The organism is Pseudoclavibacter sp. RFBJ3 (assembly GCF_002931375.1).
In the GTDB taxonomy this organism is placed as follows: domain Bacteria; phylum Actinomycetota; class Actinomycetes; order Actinomycetales; family Microbacteriaceae; genus Pseudoclavibacter.
On record NZ_PSXZ01000015.1, the window covers coordinates 435,664 to 454,596 of the forward strand.

The 18,933-nt window shown below is 70.4% G+C and carries 12 protein-coding genes; 8 read left to right on the forward strand and 4 right to left on the reverse strand.

The genetic code is table 11. The features are described from left to right. Window positions 1-27: 27 nt before the first annotated feature. Entirely contained in the window at window positions 28-387 is a 360-nt protein-coding gene (locus C5E07_RS15910; protein ID WP_146080119.1) for a hypothetical protein, read from the reverse strand. 68 nt (window positions 388-455) lie between these two features. Between C5E07_RS15910 and C5E07_RS15915 the strand changes: the two genes are divergently transcribed. Next, window positions 456-1,415: a carbohydrate kinase family protein gene (locus C5E07_RS15915; protein WP_181058088.1), complete on the forward strand. Its 960-nt coding sequence runs from the start codon at window positions 456-458 to the stop codon at window positions 1,413-1,415. A gap of 1,031 nt (window positions 1,416-2,446) precedes the next feature. Here C5E07_RS15915 and C5E07_RS15920 read toward each other — a convergent pair. The 3 genes from C5E07_RS15920 to C5E07_RS15930 form a co-directional block, all read right to left on the reverse strand. After that, window positions 2,447-4,027 (reverse strand): amino acid permease, encoded by a 1,581-nt coding sequence (locus C5E07_RS15920; RefSeq protein ID WP_104300516.1) that lies wholly within the window; start codon window positions 4,025-4,027, stop codon window positions 2,447-2,449. 196 nt (window positions 4,028-4,223) lie between these two features. Continuing rightward, window positions 4,224-4,916, reverse strand: a complete 693-nt coding sequence (locus C5E07_RS15925) for a YitT family protein (RefSeq protein WP_104244224.1) — start codon at window positions 4,914-4,916, stop codon at window positions 4,224-4,226. A gap of 120 nt (window positions 4,917-5,036) precedes the next feature. Further along, the gene (locus C5E07_RS15930) at window positions 5,037-5,990 is read right to left on the reverse strand and encodes an L-lactate dehydrogenase (RefSeq protein WP_104244226.1); all 954 of its coding nucleotides are present in this window, start codon (window positions 5,988-5,990) and stop codon (window positions 5,037-5,039) included. A gap of 199 nt (window positions 5,991-6,189) precedes the next feature. Between C5E07_RS15930 and C5E07_RS15935 the strand changes: the two genes are divergently transcribed. From C5E07_RS15935 to C5E07_RS15965, 7 genes are all read left to right on the forward strand, one after another. Beyond that, entirely contained in the window at window positions 6,190-10,644 is a 4,455-nt protein-coding gene (locus tag C5E07_RS15935) for a proline dehydrogenase family protein (RefSeq protein WP_104300518.1), read from the forward strand. 505 nt (window positions 10,645-11,149) lie between these two features. Continuing rightward, entirely contained in the window at window positions 11,150-12,547 is a 1,398-nt protein-coding gene (locus C5E07_RS15940) for an FAD-binding oxidoreductase (RefSeq protein WP_104300520.1), read from the forward strand. Window positions 12,548-12,944: 397 nt separating this feature from the next. Next, the gene (locus tag C5E07_RS15945; RefSeq protein WP_104244233.1) at window positions 12,945-14,735 is read left to right on the forward strand and encodes a circularly permuted type 2 ATP-grasp protein; all 1,791 of its coding nucleotides are present in this window, start codon (window positions 12,945-12,947) and stop codon (window positions 14,733-14,735) included. Further along, on the forward strand, window positions 14,729-15,670 hold the full coding sequence (locus C5E07_RS15950; RefSeq protein WP_104244235.1) for an alpha-E domain-containing protein: 942 nt from the start codon (window positions 14,729-14,731) through the stop codon (window positions 15,668-15,670). The genes C5E07_RS15945 and C5E07_RS15950 overlap by 7 nt, the downstream gene beginning before the upstream one ends. Next, window positions 15,667-16,515: a transglutaminase family protein gene (locus tag C5E07_RS15955; protein WP_104300522.1), complete on the forward strand. Its 849-nt coding sequence runs from the start codon at window positions 15,667-15,669 to the stop codon at window positions 16,513-16,515. Before C5E07_RS15950 ends, C5E07_RS15955 begins: the two co-directional genes overlap by 4 nt. Window positions 16,516-16,517: 2 nt before the next feature. Then, a complete protein-coding gene (locus C5E07_RS15960; RefSeq protein ID WP_104300524.1) occupies window positions 16,518-17,483 on the forward strand; it encodes an alpha/beta fold hydrolase in 966 nt (321 codons plus the stop codon). A 385-nt stretch (window positions 17,484-17,868) separates the two neighbouring features. Then, window positions 17,869-18,918, forward strand: a complete 1,050-nt coding sequence (locus tag C5E07_RS15965) for a lipoate--protein ligase family protein (protein ID WP_104300526.1) — start codon at window positions 17,869-17,871, stop codon at window positions 18,916-18,918. Window positions 18,919-18,933 lie beyond the last annotated feature (15 nt).

Below are 18,933 nucleotides of genomic sequence, written 5' to 3' on the forward strand. Positions count from 1 at the left end.
GATGCGCCGGGAACGCGGGAAGCGCGGCTACTTCGCGGCGACGCTGTCGAGGTGCTCGCGCAGCGCGATGATGATGTCGTCGCGCGTCGCGTTGCGCGCATGTGCGAGCTCCTCGATGAGCCAGTCGAGGGTCATGTAGTTCGCGTGGAGCAGGTTCGAGAGCTCGATGTTGACCTTGACCTGGTTGGGGCCGCCATCGACGGGCTGCTCCGCATCCGGGTCCGTGTCGGCGTCGAGTCCCTGCCCCTGCTCGACCTTCACGACGAACGCGCCGACCTCGACGAGGCGCTCGTACGCGAGCGCCGCCGCGTCCGGAGAGACCTCCGTGACGGAGACGGCGTCGAGCAGCACATGCGCTGCTTCTCGACTGGTTGCTGGAGTGGACATGCAACGAGGATAGGCGTGCACTTCGCGCAGACAGTCAGGGTCCATCCATGCAAGGCACAATCGGGGGCATGAGCAGCAAACCCACAGCGAAGACCCGGCCGACCTCGGACGCGCCAGTCGTCGTCGTCGGCGATGCCATCGTGACCGAGCTGCGGGAGACCGAGGCGCGCGGCGGGCTCACGAGCCGCAGCTACGTGAGCGGCTCGGCGCTCAACGTGGCGATGGCGCTCGCCCGCCTCGGCGTGCCCATCGCGCTCATCGCCAGCATCGGCGATGACCCGGACGGGCTGCGCATCCGCGACCACCTCCACAGGTGCGGCATCCAGTTCGCGCCGTCCGTCTCGCTCGCCGGAACCGGGCGAGCCGTCGGCGAGTCCGCCGACGGGGAGCCCCTGTACACGTTCGACGACGCCGCGAGGGCGCGGCGCATCCGCTTCGACGACGAGCAGGTCGCTCTCATCCGGGCCGCGCCGTTCGTCGCGATCTCCGGCTTCGCGTTCGACGACAAGAAGCAGCACCGGCGCCTGCTCGAGGCGGTCATCCGACCGCAGGAGCGGCTGCTTCTCGACCCCAACCCGCGGCTCGGGCTCGTGGAGGACGCGGGCGCGTTCCTCGACAACTTCGAACGGCACGTGTCGAGTGCTCTCTTCGCGCACCTGTCCGACAACGACGCCGACCTGCTCTTCGACGCGCCCCTCGACGAAGCGACCAGCGACATGCTCGACCTCGGCGCGACCCACGTCCTCGCGACCGAGGGCACGCGCGGCGGCCGCTGGGTGAACCGGGCCGGCATCGACGTCGCCGAGCCGATCGTCGACCTGCCCGGTGACATCGTCGACACCATGGGCGCGGGCGACGCGGTGTTCGCGACCGCTGTCGCGTCGATCGCGCAGGGCGGCATCCCGAAAGATGTGGCGGATGCGCGGCGCATCCTGCAGCGCGCCATGACGGTCGCCGCCGCGACGGTCCGCGTCACGGGCAGCTTCCTCGCGGCCGACGACGACCTGCCGCCCGCCGCCGACGCGTAGGCCGCTGCCGCTGCGCTGCCGCTGCCGCTGCCGCTGCCGCTGCCGCTGCCGCTGCCGCTGCCGCTGCTGCGCTGCTGCCGCCGCCGCTGCTGCGCTGCTGCCGCCGCCGCTGCTGCGCTGCCGCTGCGCGCACTGCTGCTACCGCGCGCCGTTTCAGGATGGCTTTCACGCCTGCGGATGGCTTGCAACCCATCCGCATGCGTGGAACCCATCCCGAGAGAGCTGGCCCTCGAGAGAGTCCGCGCCCGCGAGAGCCGGCCTTCGAGAGAGCTCGCGGCGTGAGGCATCCGGACGCGTGGGTCGCATCCCGATTCGAGCTTTTTACTCTCCCGAGTTGGGACGTCTGTCGATCTCTCTGCCGATCTCCCCGCTTTCGGGATGGCTTTCACGTCTGCGGATGGGTTGCAAGCCATCCGCATGCGTGGAACCCATCCCGAGAGAGCTGGCCCTCGAGAGAGTCCGCGCCCGCGAGAGCCGGCCCTCGAGAGAGTCCGCGGCGTGAGGCATCCGGACGCGTTGGGCGCATCCCGATTCGAGCTTTTACTCTCCCGAGTTGGGACGTCTGTCGATCTCTCTGTCGATCTCCCCGCCTTCGGGATGGCTTTCACGCCCGCGGATGGCTTGCAACCCATCCGCATGCGTGGAACCCATCCCGAGAGAGCTGGCCCTCGGGAGAGTCCGCGCCCGAGAGAGCTGGCCCTCGAGAGAGCTCGCGGCGTGAGGCATCCGGACGCGTGGGTCGCATCCCGATTCGAGCTTTTACTCTCCCGAGTTGGGACGTCTGCCGATCTCTCTGCCGATCTCCCCGCTTTCGGGATGGCTTTCACGCCTGCGGATGGCTTGCAACCCATCCGCATGCGTGGAACCCATCCCGAGAGAGTCCGCGCCCGAGAGAGCCGGCCCCGAGAGGGCTACCCCCCGGCAGGAACCCGGGCCCCGCAGGAACCCGGGCGCCGCAGGAACCAGGCCCCGGGTGCATCGCTCGACCCCGAGAGAGCGCACCTTGGAGAGAGCTCGCTGCGGGGGACGAGCTACTCCGCAGAACCCGCCGAGCCCGAGCCCGAGCCCGAGGAACGCGAAGCCACGGCCGCCGCCGCGCGCTCGCGCTTCTGCTTGCGCTGCACGTAGACGCCCGCGACGATCGAGATGCCGGCGATCACGAAGCTCGTGGTCACCTCGATGAGGCGCGTCTCTCCCGCGAAGAACATGTAGATGAGCAGCGCGGACAGGGCGATGATGACCACCCAGGTGAGCCACGGGAAGCCCCACATGCGGATGCTGCCCTTCGCCGCTTCGTTCGGGTCCTCGCCGGCCGCGACGGCGTCATCCGCGAGGATCCGGCGCGAGCGGAGCTGGGAGACGGCGATGACGATCCACACGAAGATCGCGACGGCGCCCGTCGAGTTCACGAGGAACGAGAAGACGTACTCGGGGGTCGTGTAGTTGAGGACGACCGAGAGGAGGCCGACGACGGCGGAGGCGAGGATCGCGACGTACGGGGTGCCGCGCTTCGAGACCTTCCGGAACGCCTTTGGGGCTTCCCCGCGGCGGGAGAGAGAGAACGCCATGCGGGATGCCGTGTAGAGGGAGGCGTTGAGGGTGGAGAGCAGCGCGGAGAGCACGATGATGTCCATCGCGAGGGCCGCCCAGCCGATGCCCGCCGCGTTCAGCATGGTCACGAAGGGGCTCACGCCTGCCGTGATCTGGTCCCAGGGCAGCACGATGAGCACCACGAGGATCGACCCGATGTAGAAGAGCAGGATGCGCCAGACGACCGAGTTGACGGCCTTGCGGACGGCCTGCGCCGGCTGCTCGGATTCGCCGGCGGCGATCGTCGCGACCTCGGCGCCGAACATCGAGAAGATGACGGGGAGGAGGGCAGCCAGGATGCCCGCGACGCCGAACGGCGCGAATCCGCCGTCTGCTGGCGCGAGGTTGCCGAACGTGGCCGTGTTGTTGGGGATGACGTGCGCGATGAGGAGCGCGCCGACGATGATGAAGATGATGATCGAGACGATCTTGATCGACGCGAACCAGAACTCGAACTCGCCGAACGACTTCACGCTGATGAGGTTCGCGATGAGGAACACGAGCGTGATGATGAGCGCTGGGATCCACTGGGGGACCTCGGGCAGCCAGCCGCTGATGATGACGGCGGCCGCGGTCGCCTCGATGCCGACGACGACCACCCAGAACCACCAGTAGAGCCAGCCGATGGAGAGGCCGGCCCACGGGCCGATGAATCGGGTCGCGTAGGCGGAGAAGGAGCCCGTCTCGGGGGAGATGGATGCCATCTCGCCGAGCATCCGCATGACGAGGACGACGACGACGCCGGCGAGTGCGTAGGCGAGGATCACGGCGGGTCCGGCGGCGAGGATCGCCGTGCTGGAGGCGACCAGCAGGCCTGCGCCGATGACGCCGCCGAGCGCGATCATCGACAGGTGGCGCGGTTTGAGCGTGTTCGCGAGGGCCTCGCCCTGCTCGACGGGGCGGCCGTTGCCGCGCTGGTGGCCGCGTTCGCTGAGATCGCGGCTCTTCTCGGTGAAGACGGCCTCGGTGTGAGGCGCTGCTGCGCCTTCGGGAATCTTGCCGTCAGCGCTTGGGGACGTCATGGATCACGTTTCTCCTGGTGAAGGGGGCCCCGGGCGTCACGTGCTCGCTGAGGACTCAGCACGTGGGGGAGGAGCGCGGCGGGCGCCTCGAGGTCGGTACCGAGCAAGGGTAGGGCCCTGCGGGTGTCCCGTTCACCTTGTGTTCATAAGTGACGCGGCGGGGTGGGACTGGGCCCGTCCGGGATGGCGGTGCGCGTCAGCTCGCGGGCGAGTCGCCCGGCAGCATCTCGGGGTCGCTCGGCGCGACGCTGCCGCGCACGTCACGCTCCAGTGGAGTCTCCGACTTGGCCGCGTCTCCCACGTCGACCGTGAACCAGCGGATCGTGACGCCGCAGATGGGTCCGATGAGCAGCGCGAACGCGACGGTGCCGATGCCCACGTCTCCGCCGAGCATCCACCCGATGGCGAGCACGACGACCTCGATGCTCGTGCGCACGATCCAGATGCGCCATCCGGTCACCCGGTGCAGGCCCGTCATGAGGCCGTCGCGCGGCCCCGGCCCGAAGAGGGCGCCGATGTAGAGGCCCGTCGCGAGGCCCAGGGTCAGGATGCCGCCGGCGAGCAGCAGGATGCGCCACCACAGGTCGAGGCCGGGTGGGATGATCCACAGCCCCAGGTCGGCGAAGGGGCCGACGAGCAGCGCGTTCGCGAGGGTCCCGAAGCCGGGCCGCTGCCGGAGCGGGATCCACAGGCACAGCACGACGACGCTGATGAGCACCGTGATGAGCCCGAACGGCAGCCCGGACTGCACCTGGACGCCGAGCGTCAGCACGTCCCAGGGCGAGACGCCCAGCTCGCCGCGCACGATCATGGCGATCGCGAAGCCGTAGAGGAAGAGGCCGACGGTGAGCTGCGTGGCGCGGCGGGGCAGGCGGACGATGGAGCGCATCCGTGTATCTAAGCCTCAGCGCGCGCGGGTATCGCGGTCCACTCCGGAAGAGTGGATGGGTGGGTGCTCCTGCCCGCGTCCGGCCTAGCTGACGGCGCGCACCTAGCTGACGGCGCGCACCTAGCTGACGGAGCGCACCGTCGAGCGGATCTCCTCAGCCGAGGCGAGGAACTTCTCGAGCTCGCTCGGCGACATGGGGGTGTCGAGGATGCGCTCAACGCCCCGCGCGCTGACGATGACGGGGGTGGAGATGGCGACGTCGTCGATGCCCCACTGCCCCTGCAGGAGCGTGGAGACGGGCATGATGGCGTGCTCGTCGTTGACGATCGCCTCGGCGATGCGCGCCCCGGAGAGGCCGATCGCGTAGTTCGTGGCGCCCTTGCCCTCGATGACCTTGTAGGCGGCGGTGCGCACGTCATTCGTGATGCTCTCGAGCGTCTCCTCGGTGAAGGGGCGCTCGCCGTCGCGCTCCCAGTCGAGGATCGGCACGGGCCCGATCGTTGCCTGCGACCACAGGGCGAACTCGCTGTCGCCGTGCTCGCCGACGATGGTGGCGTGCACGCTCGTGGGGGCGAGGCCACCGGCGAGCTTCGCGATGATCCAGCGGAGGCGGGAGGTGTCGAGCACGGTTCCGGAGGAGATGACGCGCCCCGGCGGCAGGCCGGAGATGCGCTGGGCGACGACCGTGAGCACGTCGCAGGGGTTCGTGACGAGCACGAACACGGCGTCGGGGGCGAGCTCCACGAGTCGCGGCATGAGCGACTCGAGGATGCCGACGTTCACACCGACGAGGTCGAGCCTCGTCTGCCCCGGCTTCTGCTTGGCACCGGCAGTGATGATGACGACGTCGGCGCCGGCCACGGTCGTGATGTCGCTCGAGCCGGTCATGACGCTCGAGCCCGTGAACTGGGTGCCGTGGGCGAGGTCGAGCACCTCCGCCTCGACCTTCTTCGTGTCGATGTCGTAGAGCGTGATCTCACGCGCGACACCGCGGATGAGGCAGGCGTACGCGAGCGAGGTGCCGACGCTGCCGGCTCCGACGATGGCGACCTTGGACTGCTTCTGCACGGGCATGGTGCTTCCTTCCACGAAGCCTCCGCGACGGAGACGCTGACTGAGGAGACCGTCACGGGCAGACGAACGCTGAGCAACGCGGCGTCGACCGTCGCTTCGGTCGGCAACGCTCTGATCGTATGGGCGCGGCCCGGCGCACTGCGGCGTGTCGCGGCGCGGCTCGGGTTGGCCTGAAGGTGCGCTGGTTACGCTCGTTCGCATGCGCATCCCGTCGGACCCCAGTGAAGAATCACGGCACGACGGCGCGACTTCCCCGAATACCGGTGCGAACGAGTACGGCACCGGCGCGAACGACCGCGGCGATGGCGACCGCCGCGCTCGCGGACTGGAGGAGGTCGACGCCAGGCGGGTGCAGCGCGCCGATTTCGTCAAACAGGTGCTCGCGAAGCGCGACGGCGGAGCGGATGCAGACCCCGAGTCGTCCGTGTCTGCCTCGAGCGAGTCGGCGCTCCCGGGGGCCGGTTCGCCCGCCGGGCAGCTCTCGCCGGACGAGACCGTGACGGTGGATGACTCGATCGTGCGTGCACTGCGGGCCGAGGGCCGGACGGCCTCGAGCGACCGGGACGCCGCGAGTGACGGTGCCGATGGCGTGGGTGCCGCCGGCACCGCTGGGCCCGCCGATGCCGCTGGTCCCGTCGCAGAGCGCACCGTCGCCGTCGACGACTCGATCGTCGCAGCCCTGCGAGCCGAGGGGCGCACGGCGACGGGCGACCGCGACGCGAGCGACGCGTCCCGAGCCGCAGCGCGAACAGCGGGCCCCGCAGCGCCGGGGACCCCGCCCACCTCGGCAGAACCAGCCGCCCCAGCGCGCAAGGCTCCGGTCGACGCCGCCCCGCCCACCGCGGCGATGCCCGTCGTGACGCAGCTCCGCGACGTGCCCGTCTCGGAGGCCCTGCCCGCGGCCCTCGCGACGCTGCGCGGCTGGCGCGACCAGCTCGCCGCCTCCGACGCACAGCGCGCGGCCGCAGTCGAGGCCGCCTCGAGTGCCAGGGCGAGACGCCGCGCCGACACGACCTCCGAGCTGGACCGCGTGCTCAGCGGACCAGACGGAGCAGACTTCCTGCGCTCCCTCATCGACGACGTCATCCGACCCGACGACGCCATCGCAGCCGGCAACGGCCTCGGCGACCTCGCGCCGAAGCTCCCCGCGAGCCTCTCGCCTGGCACGAAGCGCGCGTTCCAGCTCGGCGCCTTCGCGGGTCCCGGCGTGCCGTGGCTCGCAGTCCCGCTCATGCGCCGCGCCACGTCCGCGTTCTTCGGCGACGACACCGTCCGCAACGTGCCCGCCGAGATCTCCGCCGCCACCGAGCGCGCAGCCTCCCGGGGAGCGGTGCCGCGCATCCGCCTCCTCGGCGACGCCGTGCTCGGCGAGCGCGGCTCGAACGCGAGCCTCGAGACCTACACGCAGCTGCTCGCCGCTGGTCAGGTTCGCGAGCTCGAGCTGCGCGTCCCGGACATCGAGGCGCAGCCGGCCCTCTGGGACTTCGACGGCACCCTCGAACGGGTCGTCTTCAAGCTCGCCGCGCTCGGACGCGCGGCGCTCACTGCCCCGACCCCGCCGCTGATCATGCTGCGCACGCAGTCCTCGGCCGACCTCGAGCTGACCGTGCAGGCGTTCATGCGCGCCTTCGAGCAGGAGGAGCTGCGCGGCCTGCACGTCGGCATCTCCCTTCCGGCGCAGTTCCCCGAGACGACCGGCCTGCTGCGCCGCATCGGCGGGTGGGCGCACATGCGACGCGAGGACCTCGGCTCCGACATCACGGTCGCCATCACCAGAGACGCGAACCACGAGCTCGAACGCGCCGACGCTGTGATCAACGGCTGGCGCCTCGCGACCTATGCGTCCGAGGCCGACGTCGACGCCAACTTCGCGCGCCTCCTCGACGAGGCTCTCGCCATCGACCACGCCGCGGCGTTCAGGGTCGAGGTCGAGGCGGATGCACGCCGCGACGTCGCGCTCGCCGCGGCCATCGCGAAGGCGCGAGGCCTGCCGAGGCCGGTGCGCGTCGTCGTGCCGCGCTCGAGCGACGAGGCGACGCTCGGTCGCATCCGCTCGGCAGGGGTGGAGGTCGTCGAGCGAACGCCCGTCATCACGGGCAGCACGCAGCGCCACGCGGCCAGCTATCTGCAGCACCGGGTGGACGTGCGGGCCAGGCAGCTCGGGGCGGACCCAGCCGAGGGCGCACCCGCTGCCACTGCCGGCCTCCCGGCCGATGCCGTGCATCCCGACGACGAGCGCCTCCTCAGCGCGACGGCGCGCATGCGGCAGATCGATTCCGGGCCCAACCGCGAGCAGGACCGCGTGCTCGCGGACGACGCCGCGACCGTCACGGCCAGCATCCAGCTCGAGCTCTTCCCCGAGGGCCTCTTCGAGGACGAGGAGCCAGCGGCCGAACGGCCCGCGCGAGTGAAGAAGCTGAAGCCAGCCTCGAAGCCCGTCATCGACGACGAGGAGGAAGTCACCGAGAACCCTGCCGACACCGGGCCGAGCCCCCGCCTCACCGAGGTGGTGCTCGGCCTGAAGCGCGGCAGGCTGCTGCGCAACACGTTCAGGAACGCGCCAGGCACCGACCCTTCGCTCGCCAGCAACCGCGAGTGGCTCCTCTCCATCCAGCGCCGCGTGCCGCGCAGCGAACTCGGCATCGACGAGGTCGAACGGCACCTGCTGCACGAGCCGGGCGACGTGGATGCGCTGCTCTCGCGGGCAGAGCGTGCGGCCGAGCCGTGGGCACAGAAGCCGGGCTGGGAGCGGGCAGCGGTGCTCGAGAAGGTGGCGAAGGCCCTCGAAGCGAACCGGGCGCGCCTCATCGAGGTGGCCGTCTCCGAGACGGGGACCCCGCTGCCCGACGTCGACGCCGACGTGAGCCGCTGCGTCGACCTCGCGAACTACTACGCGCACCTCGCACGCCAGCTCGACCGCATGCAGGGGGCCGACTTCGAACCCGTCGCGGTGACCGTCGTCACGCCCTCCTGGGTCCCGGCAGTCGCAGGCAGCGCAGGCCACACGGCGCAGGCGCTCGCCGCCGGCAGCGCGGTCGTGCTGAAGCCGTCGCCTCGAACGCGCCGCACGGCGGCGGTCTTCGCGGAGGTGCTGTGGGACGCGGACATCCCGCGCGACCTCGTGCAGCTCGCGATCTGCGACGAGAGCCTCCTCTCCGACGAGCAGCTCGGGCAGATGCTCATCACCGACGACCGCGTGCAGCGGGTGCTGCTCAGCGGCAACTGGGAGACGGCCCGCTCGTTCCTGCGCTGGCGTCCCGACCTGCCGCTCATCGCCGCGACGAGCGGCAAGAACTCGATGATCATCACGCCGAGCGCCGACCTCGACCGGGCCGCGCTCGACGTCGCACGCAGCGCGTTCCTGAGCGCGGGACAGCGCCCGGGGCATGCGGGCACCGTCATCCTCGTCGGCTCCGTGGCCCGCTCGAAGCGCTTCCACGAGCAGCTCGCCGACGCCGTCGCCTCCCTGCGCATCGGCTACCCGAGCGACCCCGGCGCCGTCGTCGGCCCCCTCGTGTCCCCGCCGGACTCGCAGCTGCGCTTCGCGCTCAGCTCCCTCGGCGAAGGAGAGTCGTGGCTCGTCGAGCCGAGGCAGCTCGACGACACCGGGCGCCTGTGGTCGCCCGGCATCCGCGCCGGCGTGAAGCCAGGGAGCTACCAGCACGTCACCGAGTTCTTCGGTCCTGTCCTGAGCGTCATGCACACGCTCACGCTCGACGAGGCGATCCGCCTGCAGAACTCGACCCAGTACGGGCTGACGGCGGGCATCCACTCGCTCGACCGGACGGAGATCGCCGAGTGGCTGCGGCGAGTGGAGGCCGGCAACCTCTACGTGAACCGCGACATCCTCGGCAACACTCCCCAGCGTCAGCCGTTCGGCGGCTGGCTGCGCTCCATGGTCGGCACGGCGACGAAGTTCGGCGGCCCCAACTCGCTGCTCTCCCTCGGCACGTGGCGTCCGAACCACGGCGAGCAGTCGCAGACGCTGCACCTGAGGGGCATCGACGAGCAGGCGACGGCCCTCATCGAGTCGGCGGCTCCCTTCATGGACTACGAGACCTTCGACCGGCTGCGTCGAGCCTCGCTGAGCGACCAGATCGCGTTCAACGAGGAGTTCGGGGAGGTCTCCGACGTCTCGAATCTGGGGTTCGAGCGCAACCTCATGCGGTACATCCCGGTGCAGGCGACGATCCGCGCCGCCGAGGACGCGACGCTCGCCGACCTCATCCGCATTGTCGTCGCGGCTCGCATCGTGCGTTCGAAGCCGCTCATCACGTCCGGCATCGAGGTGCCAGATGCGGTGCTCGCCGAACTGCAGGCCCAGAACCTGACGGTGCGGCGAGAGACGGACGCGGAGTTCGCCGAGCGGGCGAGGGCCGGCGGCATCGAGACGCTGCGCGTGCGCCTCGTCGGCGGCAAGCGGCGTGAGTTCTGCGACGCGCTCGAAGGCGATCCGGACATCTCGATCTGGTCGGATGAGGTCACGCCGGCCGGTCGTATCGAGGCGCTCCCGTTCCTCCGCGAGCAGGCGATCTCCATCACGGCGCACCGCGGTGGGCATCCGGACCCGCGCATGCAGCAGCTCTTCCCGTACGAGCAGACGTTCGATCCGGATGCGCCCATCACGCAGGGCCCCACGAAGTCCCGCGGGTAGGCGCGCTGACGCAGCGGGCAGCGACGCAGGGGTCAGCTGTCAGCTGCCCAGCTGCCCAGCTGCCCAGCGACGCAGCGACGCAGCGGACTCCGGGGCGTGGGTGCTCCGGTCCGCGGGGCTTCGCTGTTGGTCCTGCACGCTGTCGGCGCCACCGCTGTCCAACATGAGTGCAATTTCGGTGTTTGAGGCCAGTTGGAGGGGTTGGGGCGCTGTTTTTGCACTGATGTTGGTCAGTGGCGCCGGCGAGGGAGCCGGAGATGTGCCGACAGTCGGCCTTCGCCGTGCCGCTATCCGCGTGGCTCTGCTGTTGGTCCTGCACGCTGTCGGCGCCGCCGCTGTCCAACATGAGTGCGATTTCGGCGTTTGAGGCCAGTTGGAGGGGTTGGGACGCTGCTTTTGCACTGATGTTGGTCAGCGGAGGCGACGCTGCGCGGGGTAGCTGCTGCGCGTGCCGGCGGGATGCGCGGCTCGCGAGAGCGCATCCGCTTCGCCTACGATCGGGCGCATGTCTGCCGATGTCGCCGGAGCGCCAAACACCCTGCACGCACTCGAATCCCTGCACCGTGAGCTGCCGGGACGGGTGGTGACGGACCCGGCGGCGCTCGAGCCGCTGCGCGTCGATCGTTCCGGTGTGGTCGCCGCTGGCGTGCCGGTGGCGCTGGTCGAGGCGGAGTCCGTCGCGGATGTGCAGGCCGTGTGCCGCATCGCGAGCGAGTTCGGGGTGCCGATCGTCACGCGCGGGGCCGGAACCGGCCTCGCTGGCGGGGGCGCGGGCGGCGCTGGCGAGATCGTGCTGTCGACGCTGCGCATGAACCGGGTCCTGGAGATCTCGGCGGCGAACCAGCTGGCCGTCGTGCAGCCGGGCATCCTCAACGGCGCTCTCAACGAGGAGCTCGAGGGGCACGGCTTCTGGTGGGCGCCGGACCCGGCGTCGAAGCACATCTCGTCGGTCGGCGGCAACATTGCGACGAACGCTGGCGGGCTGCTGTGCGCGAAGTACGGGGTGACTCGCGAGGCGGTGCTCGGTCTCAAGGTCGTGCTCATCGACGGCTCGGTCATCGACGTCGGCCACCGCACGGTCAAGGGGGTCACGGGCCTCGACCTGTGCGCGCTCATGGTGGGCTCGGAGGGCACGCTCGGTGTGATCGTCGAGTGCACGCTCAAGCTGCGTCCGCTGGTCGATGGGGTCGTCCCGACGATCGGCGCGTACTTCCCCGACGTGGGGAGCGCGGCCCGCGCCTCCGCGGCGGTGACCGCGTCTGGCATCCAGCCGGCCATCATGGAGCTCATGGACGGGGGCGTGCTCCGCGCCGTCTCGGCGTACACGGGTGTCGACCTCGCGTCTCACGGCGACTCGTATCTGCTCATCCAGACGGATGGGGCGAACGCGGTGGCGGAGGCGGAGGGCATCGTCGAGGTGCTGCGCGCCAACGGCGGGGCGGCGGAGATGACGACGGACCCGCAGTCGGCGCTCACGCTCGTGGATGTTCGGCGGCAGGCGTACGCCGCGAAGGAGGCGCTCGGGCAGGTGCTCGTGGAGGACGTCTCCGTGCCGAGAGACCGGCTGCCCGACATGTTCGCGAAGATCGACGAGGTCGCTGCCCGCACCGGGACGACGATCGTCACGGTCGCGCATGCGGGCGACGGGAACCTGCATCCGACGTTCATCTACGACCGGGCGGAGCCTGTCGTCCCCCAGGCGGTGTGGGATGCGGCCGACGAGCTGTTCACGTACGCCATCTCGATCGGCGGAACCCTCACGGGCGAGCATGGGGTCGGTGTGCTCAAGCGGCAGTGGCTCGGTGCGGAGCTCGGCGAGCGTCAGTATGAGCTGCAGCGCGGCATCAAGGGCCTCTTCGACCCGAAGGGGCTCCTGAACCCTGGCAAGGTCTTCGCCGAGTAGCGGGGCGGCGCGCCGTCCGGCCGCTCACGTCTGCGGCTCTGCAGCCCACGCGGTCAGGTTTCGAGATGAGTTCCACGCTTCGGGATGGGATGCAAGCCATCTGCAGGCGTGGAACCCACCCTGAAACGGCGCGTCGGACGGGAGGATGCGTGCGGCAGGCGGACGCCACCCGTCCGCGCACGGACGCGCGCCCGCCTTGCCCTGGCCAACATCCGTGATGATTGGCCGCTTCGCCGCCTCGGGAGGCGAGCTCGGCCGGAACGATCACGCAAGTCGGACGCGCGCCGCCCCAGGAAACTGCTCGATTGACGGGAAATTCTGCGGGACCCCGGGCGTGCCGTCCAGGCGAGCGCTCCGCGAAACAAGCGCGTCACATTGCGTCCACTAGTCTCGGGGCATGGGTGACCTCTTCGACGGCTACAGCCAGGCTCTGACCAGGCAATCCCAAGCGGCGCTGTCGCCGCCATTCGACGAGATGTTCATGGGGGAGGCGCCAGAGGGCGAGCTCGATCCGCGGCGCACGTACCGAGATCTCTACGACGTCCTCTCGGGGATGACGCAGGAGCAGATCCGGCACCGCTCCGACTCGCTCGCCGACTCGTACCTCGCCCAGGGCGTCACGTTCGACTTCGCCGGCGAGGAGCGCCCGTTCCCGCTCGACGTGGTCCCGCGCGTCATCGAGCGCGCCGAGTGGCAGAAGACGGAAGCCGGCATCAAGCAGCGCGTCCGTGCCCTCGAGGCGTTCCTCGACGACGTGTACGGCGACCAGCGGGCCATCGCGGACGGCGTCATCCCCGCGAGCCTCATCGCCTCCTCGGTGCACTACCACCGGGTCGCGAAGGGCATCCGCACGGCCAACGGTGTGCGCATCCACGTGTCGGGCATCGACCTGATCCGCGACGAGCACGGCGAGATGCGCGTGCTCGAAGACAACGTGCGCGTCCCGTCCGGCGTCTCCTACGTCATCTCGAACCGCCGTGCCATGGCGCAGACGCTCCCTGAGCTGTTCTCGCGCATGCGCGTCCGCCCGGTCGGCGACTACCCGAACCGCCTCCTCGGGGCGCTTCGGGCCTCCGCCCCAGACGGCATCGAGGACCCGACGGTCGTCGTCCTCACTCCCGGCGTCTACAACTCCGCGTACTTCGAGCACACGCTGCTCGCGCGCCTCATGGGCGTCGAGCTCGTCGAGGGCCGCGACCTGTTCTGCTCGGGCGGTCGGGTGTGGATGCGCACCACGGCCGGCCCGCAGCGCGTCGACGTCATCTACCGCCGCGTCGACGACGACTACCTCGACCCGCTGCAGTTCCGCCGCGACTCGATGCTCGGCTCGCCCGGCCTCATGATGGCGGCGCGCCTCGGCAACGTCACGATCGCGAACGCGGTCGGCAACGGCGTCGCCGACGACAAGCTCGTGTACACGTACATGCCCGACCTCATCCGCTACTACCTGTCGGAGGAGGCGATCCTGCCGAACGTCGACACGTGGCGCCTCGAGGAGCCGGACGCGCTCGAGGAGGTGCTCGACCGCCTCGACGAACTCGTCGTGAAGCCGGTCGACGGCTCGGGCGGCAAGGGCCTCATGATCGGGCCGAGCGCCTCGAAGACGGAGCTCGACGAGATGCGGGTTCGGCTGCTCGCCGACCCGCGCGGCTGGATCGCGCAGCCCGTCGTGCAGCTCTCGACCATCCCGACGCTCGTCGACGACGGGATGCGGCCGCGCCACGCGGACCTCCGCCCGTTCGCCATCAACGACGGCCACGACGTGTGGGTGCTGCCGGGTGGCCTCACTCGCGTCGCCCTCCCGGAGGGACAGCTGGTCGTGAACTCCAGCCAGGGCGGCGGGTCGAAGGACACGTGGGTGGTCGGCGCCGAGCGGAGCTTCTCCAAGCCGCAGCCGCACGGCGTCGAGGAGCTCCTCGACGACCAGGCCGACGTGTCGGAGACGCCGCACCCCGTGACGGGCGTGCTGCGCGTCATCCCGCACCGCCAGGACCACATGCCGCAGGACGCCCCGAAGCGCGGCGACCAGCAGCAGGTGCAGCAGCAGACGCAGGGCCGTCAGCCGCAAGCCCAATCGCACTCGCATTCACAGTCAGAGCAGGTGCAGCAACAGCAGCAGGCGCGCGCTGAAGCGTCGCCGGCAGCCGCATCCGCCGGCAAGAACCCGAAGGGAACGGACGCATGCTGAGCCGTATCGCCGAGTCGCTCTTCTGGATCGGCCGCTATGTGGAGCGTGCCGACGGCACCGCCCGCATCCTGGACGTGCACCTGCAGCTGCTCCTCGAAGACCCGTGGGTCGATGAGGCGACGGCCTGCCGCTCGCTCCTCAGCGTCATGGGGGCGGCGGATGTGCACCCCGACACGGAGCTCACCCGCTCGGACGTCCTGAACCTCCTCGCGGTCGACCGCTCGCAGCCCGCATCCATCGCCTACTCGGTGAACGCGGCCCGCGAGAACGCTCGCCGTGCTCGCGAGATCGTGTCGACGGAGCTGTGGGAGTGCCTCAACGCCACGTACTCGCGCATGCCGTTCAGCGTGCGGCAGGAGAAGGTGCACGACCTGTTCGCGTGGGTTCGCGAGCGTTCGGCGCTCGCGGTCGGTGTCGTGAACTCGGCGGCGAGCCGTGACGACGCATACCAGTTCATGATGCTGGGGCGTTCCCTGGAGCGTGCCGACATGACGGCGCGGCTGCTCGCGACGCGTTCGCTCACCGAGGCCTCCGGGGCGTCGTGGACGACGATCCTCCGCTCGTGCGGTGCGTACGAGTCGTACCTGCGCACGTACCACGGCATGCCGTCGGCGGCCAACGCCGCGGAGTTCCTGCTGCTCGACCGCCTGTTCCCGCGGTCGATCCAGTACTCGGTGTCGACGGCCCTCTCGAGCCTCTACGACATCCAGCCGCGCCACGAGCGCGGTGGCCGCGTCGGCGTCACCGACCAGGCCCAGCGGCTCCTCGGGCAGATCTCCTCTGACCTCGAGTACCGCCCCATCCACGACACGCTGGCCGACCTGCCCCGCTACATGGATGGTGTGCAGGACGCGGTCTCCCGGGCTTCCGAGGCGATCCGTCAGCGCTACTTCCCGTCGATCACGGCACCGAGCTGGGTGGGAGACAACTCATGAGCCGCATCCGCATCCGCCACTCCACCGGTTTCCGGTACGAGGGCGACGTCACGACCTCGTACAACGAGGCCCGCATGCTGCCGATGGCCAACAACGGCCAGTTCGTGCTGTTCGGGCACCTCGATGTCACGCCGCATTCGTCGACGCACAACTACTCCGACTACTGGGGCACGAAGGTGACGGCGTTCGAGGTGCTCAACCCGCACTCGGAGCTGTCGCTGACCGCGTCGAGCCTCGTCGAGGTGCGCCAGCGGCCCGAGGCGGGTCAGCTGTCGCTCAGCTGGGACGAGCTCGCCCGGGAGCGGCTGCGCAGCGTCGAGCTCGTGGAGCAGACGGCGCAGACGCGCCTCACGATGCCGCCAGAGGACGTGAAGGCGCTCGCCGCTGAGGTGAAGGGCGCCAACGCCGGACCCGCGTCCACCGCGATGGAGATCCTCCACCTCGTGTACGAGGCTGTCGCCTACGAGGGCGGCGTGACGGGTGTGCGCACGACGGCGGCCGAGGCGTGGGAGCACAAGCGCGGCGTGTGCCAGGACATTTCGCACATCGCACTCGGCGCGCTCCGTGCGGCGGGAATCCCGGCGATCTATGTGTCCGGCTACCTGCACCCGCGGCCGAACGCCGAGATCGGCGAGACGGTCAGCGGCGAGTCCCACGCGTGGATCGAGTACTGGGACGGCGAGTGGCGCGGCTGGGACCCCACCAACGACATCCCGATCGGCGAGCGCCACGTGCTCGTGGGCCGTGGCCGCGACTACAACGACGTGCCTCCGCTGCGCGGCGTGTACGCGGGCCCGTTCTCCTCGCAGCTGTTCGTGAAGGTCGATATCACTCGAGAGGCGTAGCAATGACGGGGTCGGGCACGGGTTCGCAGGGCGGTTCCGCCGGCGGGTCGCACGGCGGCTCGCAGGGGCGGGCGGATGCGCGCGGCCCAGCGGCCCCGAAGCCCGACCCGTCCGGCGCCCCGGCCTCGTTCGTCGTGCCGGTCGGTCATGGCATCGACGTGCACGTCTACGAGTGGGCGTGCGAGTCGCCGCGAGGCGTCATCCACCTGTCGCACGGCTCGGGCGAGCACGCGATGCGCTACGACGCGTACGCGCGCGATCTGGTCGCGGCCGGCTACGCGGTCGTCGCGCACGATCATCTCGGCCACGGGCAGACGGGCCTCGGCGCGCACGGGCTGTCGGTGCTTCCCGCGACCGAGAACCGGGCCGCGCTCGAGGCGCTCGAGGACATCTCCGCGTGGGTGCGGGATCGGTACCCGAAGCTGCCGCTCATCCTGCAGGGGCATTCGTGGGGTTCGCTGCTCGCGCAGCAGCTGCTCGCCCACGACTCGGCGTTCTTCTCCGCGTGCATCCTGACCGGGACGACACTCGCGGTGCCGGGCTTCATCAACGCCGGGAATCTGAACAAGCGCTTCGAGCCGGACGAGACCGGCCTGCTCTGGTTGAGCCGCAACCCGGATGCTCGCCGCGCGTTCGCGTACGACGAGCTGTGCTTCGACATCGCGAAGATGCCCGTGTGGTTGGCGCGGGGTGCGCTGCAGCTGGCGCACATCCCGCCTCGGGCCGCCTCCGGCAAGCTCGACGACGTGCCGGTGCTGATCATGGCCGGGTCGGAGGATTCGATCGGATACGGCGAGCGGGGGCCACGCGCGCTCGCAAGGCTGTACCGGAAGCGGTCGAAGCTGAGCGATGTGACGCTCAGGATCTACCCGGAGGCGCGCCACGAGCTCCTCAACGAGCTGAACCGCGACGAGGTCATCGCCGACATCGTCGCCTGGCTGGACACCCGCATCCCGCTCCCCGCCTGACCCCGAGCGCCCTGCCCGCGCGCGCTCGACTGCCCGCGAGCCTGCGCATCCGCCCGCCCGCCTGCGTGCCGACCTGCCCGCGCACCGGCACCTCCGCCTGCCTGCCTGCCTGCCCCACCGCCAAATGGGGCGTTTTCGCCCCGTCTTCCGGGCCGCGGAGGGGCTAAACCGACCCATTTGGCGGTGGCGGTGGCGATGGCGCGCGGAGGCAGGCGGCGGCCGGGTGTGCGCGGATGGGGCGTTTTCGCCCCGTTTTCGGGGGCGTGGTGGGGTGAAACCGACCTATTCGGCGGTGGCGACGGCGGAGGCGGGAGGTGGCGGTGGCGACGACGGTGGCGGTGGCGGGCGGAGGGCAGGTGCGAGCGGAGCGCCGTAGAGTGCTCTCATGCACGGTGAGTACAAGGTTCCTGGCGGGAAGCTCGTCACAGTCGACCTCGAGGTGGAGGGCGGTCGCATCGTCGATCCGCACCTCGCCGGCGATTTCTTCCTCGAGCCCGATGAGGCGCTCGACGACATCAACAGCGCGCTGCGGGGGCTCGCCGCCGATTCGTCGGCGGAGGACATCTCGGCGGCGGTTCGGGACGGCCTGCGGGAGAACGCGACACTGCTCGGCGTCACGCCGGAGGCGGTCGGCGTGGTCGTGCGCCGTGCCGTCCTCGGCGCCAGGGACTGGCGCGCGTACGACTGGCAGATCCTGCATCCGGGCCCCCTGTCGCCCCGCGAGCACGTCGCGCTCGACCAGGTGCTGACGGAGGAGGTCGGCGCCGGTCGTCGGCCGGCGACGCTGCGGCTGTGGGAGTGGGATGAGACGGCGGTCGTGCTCGGCTCGTTCCAGTCGGTGAAGAACGAGGTCGACCAGAAGAACCTCGACAAGTACGGGGTGCAGCTGGTGCGGCGCATCACGGGCGGCGGGGCCATGTTCATGGAGGCCGGTTCGGTGGTGACGTACTCGCTGTACGTGCCGAGCGATCTGGTGCATGGCATGTCGTTCGCGGAGTCGTACGCGTTCCTCGACTCGTGGGTGCTGGATGCGCTGCACGGCCTGGGCATCAACGCGAGGTATGAGCCGCTCAACGACATCGCGAGCCCGTCGGGGAAGATCGGCGGGGCGGCGCAGAAGCGGCTCGGCTCGGGTGCGGTGCTGCACCACGCGACGCTCAGCTACGACATCGACGGCGACCGCATGACGGAGGTGCTGCGCATCGGCCGGGAGAAGCTGAGCGACAAGGGCACACAGTCCGCGAACAAGCGGGTGAGCCCGCTCCGCTCGCAGACGGGACTCGAGCGTTCGGCGATCATCGACCATTTCAAGCAGACGTTCGTGGAACATTACGGCGGCACGCCGGGTGAGCTCACCGAGGACGAGCTGGCGCGTGCGCGCGAGCTGGCGCAGTCGAAGTTCGCTTCGCGGGAGTGGACGCACCGGGTTCCGTAGCCTGCGGGAGCGTGC

Coding starts and splice junctions, on each gene's coding strand:
- C5E07_RS15945 (WP_104244233.1), top strand. CDS start 12,945: ATGGGTGACCTCTTCGACGGCTACAGCCAGGCTCTGACCAGGCAATCC.
- C5E07_RS15940 (WP_104300520.1), top strand. CDS start 11,150: ATGTCTGCCGATGTCGCCGGAGCGCCAAACACCCTGCACGCACTCGAA.
- C5E07_RS15950 (WP_104244235.1), top strand. CDS start 14,729: ATGCTGAGCCGTATCGCCGAGTCGCTCTTCTGGATCGGCCGCTATGTG.
- C5E07_RS15925 (WP_104244224.1), bottom strand. CDS start 4,916: ATGCGCTCCATCGTCCGCCTGCCCCGCCGCGCCACGCAGCTCACCGTC.
- C5E07_RS15915 (WP_181058088.1), top strand. CDS start 456: ATGAGCAGCAAACCCACAGCGAAGACCCGGCCGACCTCGGACGCGCCA.
- C5E07_RS15965 (WP_104300526.1), top strand. CDS start 17,869: ATGCACGGTGAGTACAAGGTTCCTGGCGGGAAGCTCGTCACAGTCGAC.
- C5E07_RS15955 (WP_104300522.1), top strand. CDS start 15,667: ATGAGCCGCATCCGCATCCGCCACTCCACCGGTTTCCGGTACGAGGGC.
- C5E07_RS15930 (WP_104244226.1), bottom strand. CDS start 5,990: ATGCCCGTGCAGAAGCAGTCCAAGGTCGCCATCGTCGGAGCCGGCAGC.
- C5E07_RS15910 (WP_146080119.1), bottom strand. CDS start 387: ATGTCCACTCCAGCAACCAGTCGAGAAGCAGCGCATGTGCTGCTCGAC.
- C5E07_RS15935 (WP_104300518.1), top strand. CDS start 6,190: ATGCGCATCCCGTCGGACCCCAGTGAAGAATCACGGCACGACGGCGCG.
- C5E07_RS15960 (WP_104300524.1), top strand. CDS start 16,518: ATGACGGGGTCGGGCACGGGTTCGCAGGGCGGTTCCGCCGGCGGGTCG.
- C5E07_RS15920 (WP_104300516.1), bottom strand. CDS start 4,027: ATGACGTCCCCAAGCGCTGACGGCAAGATTCCCGAAGGCGCAGCAGCG.